Source organism: Micromonospora maritima (assembly GCF_902825405.1).
GTDB lineage: Bacteria > Actinomycetota > Actinomycetes > Mycobacteriales > Micromonosporaceae > Micromonospora > Micromonospora maritima.
Genome location: NZ_CADEAU010000505.1, coordinates 1 through 3,728, shown reverse-complemented (window position 1 = coordinate 3,728; position 3,728 = coordinate 1). Strand labels below are relative to the sequence as shown.

General features: G+C 74.7%; 4 protein-coding genes. 3 read left to right on the top strand and 1 reads right to left on the bottom strand.

The window, feature by feature from the left end:
• The 3 genes from HUW36_RS27965 to serS all read left to right on the top strand — a co-directional run.
• Nucleotides 1-513 (top strand): saccharopine dehydrogenase family protein (locus tag HUW36_RS27965; protein ID WP_484502606.1); only part of this gene is annotated, 513 nt, incomplete at its 5' end.
• 25 nt (nt 514-538) lie between these two features.
• A complete protein-coding gene (locus tag HUW36_RS27960) occupies nt 539-1,630 on the top strand; it encodes a DNA polymerase III subunit beta family protein (RefSeq protein ID WP_174530871.1) in 1,092 nt (363 codons plus the stop codon).
• Between the two features lie 84 nt (nt 1,631-1,714).
• Nucleotides 1,715-2,998: a serine--tRNA ligase gene (serS, locus tag HUW36_RS27955; RefSeq protein ID WP_174530870.1), complete on the top strand. Its 1,284-nt coding sequence runs from the start codon at nt 1,715-1,717 to the stop codon at nt 2,996-2,998.
• Here serS and HUW36_RS27950 read toward each other — a convergent pair.
• Nucleotides 2,985-3,728, bottom strand: a 744-nt coding sequence (locus tag HUW36_RS27950) for a cytochrome c biogenesis protein CcdA (RefSeq protein ID WP_174530869.1), incomplete at its 5' end; no start/stop codon positions are given. The genes serS and HUW36_RS27950 overlap by 14 nt on opposite strands.

Sequence of the window (3,728 nt, the reverse complement as noted above, 5' to 3'; positions counted from 1 at the left end):
GGCCGGGTCCGCGAGTTCGACCAGTGGGCGGTCCCGCTGCCCACCATCGACCCGCAGGTCGTCCGCCGGTCCGCGGCGGCCCGCCCGGAGTACGGCCCGGACTTCCGCTACCGGCACTTCGCGGCCGTGAAGCGGCTGCCCACCGTGCTGGTCGCCGGCGCCGGCCTGGCCGGTGTGCTCGGGCTGGTCAAGGTGCCGCCGACCCGGCGCTGGCTGCTCGGTCGGCTCGCCTCGGGCCAGGGGCCGAGCGCCGAGCAGCGGGCGAAGTCCTGGTTCCGGGTGCGGTTCGTGGGCGCCGGTGGCGGCCGGCGGGTGGTGACCGAGGTGTCCGGCGGCGACCCCGGCTACGACGAGACCGCCAAGATGCTCGCCGAGTCGGCGCTCTGCCTGGCCTTCGACGACCTGCCGGAGACCGCCGGCCAGGTCACCCCGGTGGCCGCGATGGGTGACGCGTTGCTGGACCGGCTGGTCCGGGCCGGGATCACGTTCCGCACCCTGCCCGCGGGACGTTGACCCTCGACCTGGTCGAGGTCACAGGATGACGGCCGTGGAGAGCGAGCTTCGCAGCATCGGTGAGCTGGCCCGGGCCAGCGGGTTGACGATCAGCGCCCTGCGGTTCTACGACCGTTCCGGGGTGCTGACGCCGGCCCGGGTGGACCCGGTGACCGGCTACCGCTGGTACACCGGCGACCAGGTGGCGCCGGCCCGCCTGGTGGCCGGGCTGCGGCGGGTCGGCATGCCGCTGGCCGGGATCGCCGAGGCGCTGCGGCATCGGCACCGGCCGGCCGAGGTGCACCGCCTGCTCGACGCGCACCTGCGGCAGCTGGAGGACGGCCTCGCCGACGCGCGTCGTGAGCTCTCCCGGATCCGTCGACTGATCGACCCGGAGGAGACCACCGTGACCACCCGACTCGTGCTGTCCCGCGCCGCTCTGTCCGAGGCGGTGGACGCCGTACGCTTCGCCGTCGGCACCGACCCGGAGCTGCCGGCCCTGTCCGGGGTGCTGCTGACGGTCGAACCCGACGGCGTGCACCTGTCCGCCACCGACCGGTACCGGATGGCCGTGGCCCGGGTCGACGCCACCGTCGACGGACCGCCGGTGACCGCGCTGCTGCCGGTGGGCGTGGTCGACGAGCTGCGCACGGTGCTGGACACCGGCACCGGCCCGACCGTGACGGCCGTGGTCGCCGCGGACCGGGTGACCGTCTCGGTCGGGGGCCGCCCGGTGACCGCCGTCCCGCTGCCGTACGACTTCCCGGACGTCCGCCGGCTGCTGCGCGCGCGGGTCGGCGACGCGCCCGCGTACCGGATCCCGGTGGACGGCGCGGCGCTGCGCGCGGCGCTCACCGCGGACGGCGTCCCGGTCTGCCACCGGGCGCACGGCGGGATCGCGCACGAGGTGGTGGCGTTGGGTCTGGACGGCCGGGGCGAGCTGCGTCTGGTCGACCCGGCCGCCGCGCCGGTCGCGGACGGGCTGCGGGTCGGGGTGAACCGGGAGTACCTGCTCGACGCGCTGGGCGCCGGTGACGGGCAGCTCGTGCTGGAGCTGGACGGGCCGATCACCCCGCTGGCGGTGCGCCGGGCCGACGACGCGCACGCGTTCTCCGTCCTGATGCCCGTCCGCCTGTAGACCGGGCGGGCCCGGACCGGCGGGGCCGCGACGGTAGCATCTGGGGGTCCCACCTGACTGCCTGGACGGAGGCGTACGAGCAGCATGCTCGACATGGAGTTGATCCGGAAGGATCGCGAGGCGGTGGCGACCGCGCTGGCGAAGCGTCTGGATCCCGCCGAGGTCACCCGGGCGCTGGACGACATCCAGCGGCTCGACCAGGAACGACGCGCCCTGATCACGGAGATCGACGCCGAGCGGCAGCGCCGCAAGGCCGAGGCGCGCGCGTACGCGGAGGCGAAACGGTCCGGCGGCACGCCGCAGCCGGTCGCCCCGGAGGCCGAGCGCAAGCAGCTCGCGGAGCTGGAGTCCCAGCTCGACGAGGTGCAGTCCCGGCTCCGCTCGGCGATGAGCGAGCTGCCGAACCTGCCCGCCGACGACGTGGTCGCCGGGGGCAAGGAGGCCAACCGGGTGGTCCGGACGTTCGGTGCGGCGCCGGCCATCGAGAAGGTACGCGACCACGTGGAGCTGAGCCGCGCGCTCGGCCTGGTCGACCACGAGCGGGGCGTGAAGCTCGGCGGCTCGGGTTTCTGGATGTACACCGGCATGGGCGCCCGGCTGGAGTGGGCGCTGGTCAACTGGCTGATCGAGCAGAACATCCAGGCCGGCTACGAGTTCCTGCTCCCGCCGCACCTGCTGCTGGACAGCGCCGGCTTCGCCGCCGGACAGTTCCCGAAGTTCCACGACGACGTCTACCACATCGACAAGCAGTCGTCCTCGCGCGGCCAGTTCCTGCTGCCCACGTCGGAGACCGCGATCCTCGGCGCCTACCAGGACGAGATCCTGGAGACGCCGAAGCTGCCCTTGAAGGCGTTCGCGTACACGCCGTGCTACCGGCGTGAGGCGGCCGGCTCGCACTCGGACGAGCGCGGCACCGTGCGCGGCCACCAGTTCAACAAGGTGGAGATCTTCCAGTTCACGCTGCCGGAGCAGGCGGGCGAGGCGCTGGAGGCGATGGTCGGGCACGTCGAGGGCCTGGTCGACAAGCTCGGCCTGCACTTCCAGACCAGCCTGCTCGCCGCCGGCGACGCGAGCGCCTCGATGAAGAAGACGCTCGACGTCGAGGTCTGGATGCCGAGCACCGGCAAGTACAAGGAGGTGTCGTCGGTCTCCTGGGCCGGTGACTACCAGGCCCGCCGGGCGGCCATCCGCTATCGCGAGCCGGGCGCGAAGCAGACCCGTTTCGTGCACACGCTCAACGGTTCGGCGCTGGCCACCAGCCGCCTGTTCCCGGCCATCCTGGAGCAGTGCCAGCAGCCCGACGGCTCGGTGGTGGTCCCGGAGGTCCTCCGCGACAAGCTCGGCACCGACCGCCTCACCCCGCGCTGACCCGCCCCCGCTCCCCCGCCGCACCCGCCTCTCCCCCGCGATCTTGCACTTCCGGCCCGCGAGAAGTCCGCTTCACCCCTTCCGCCCGGGCACCAACTGCAAGATCGCGGGGGCGGGGGCGGGGGCGGGGGCGGGGGCGGGGGCGGGTGAGGGGGGCCAGCAGGAGCAGCGCGGCCAGGAGGGCCGTGAGGACGGCGGGGCCCAGGGTGTCGACGGCGTTCACCAGGGTCTGCTGGGCTCGGGCGGCGGTGCGGATCACCGGGTCGGTGAAGGCGTCGTAGCGGCCCTGGGCGAGGCGCACCTCGTACCAGCCGTACCAGGCGACGTAACCGCCGGCGACCAGCAGGACCAGGCCGCTCAGGCGCGGCACCCACGCGCCGGCGCCGCGCAGCCGGGCCACCGTCCGCCCGCGCAGCAGCGCCACCGCGAGCGCGGCCACGCCGACCACCAGCGCCATCCCGAGGGCGTACGCGCCGAACAGCGCCAGCCCGCGCAGCGTCGACCCGGCCCGCAGGCTGGTCACCACGATCGCCAGGAACGGTGCGATCGCGCAGGTCAGCGACGTGAGCGCGTACGCCGCGCCGAACAGCGCCATGGACGGCCAGGTGCGGGTGAGCCGGGGTGCGGTGGTGAAGGCGCGCGGCGCGGGCAGCCGCCGGCCGGCGAGCAGCCAGCACCCGGCCAGCGCCAGCAGCACGCCGAGGGTCACGGTCAGCCAGGGCAGCCGGGG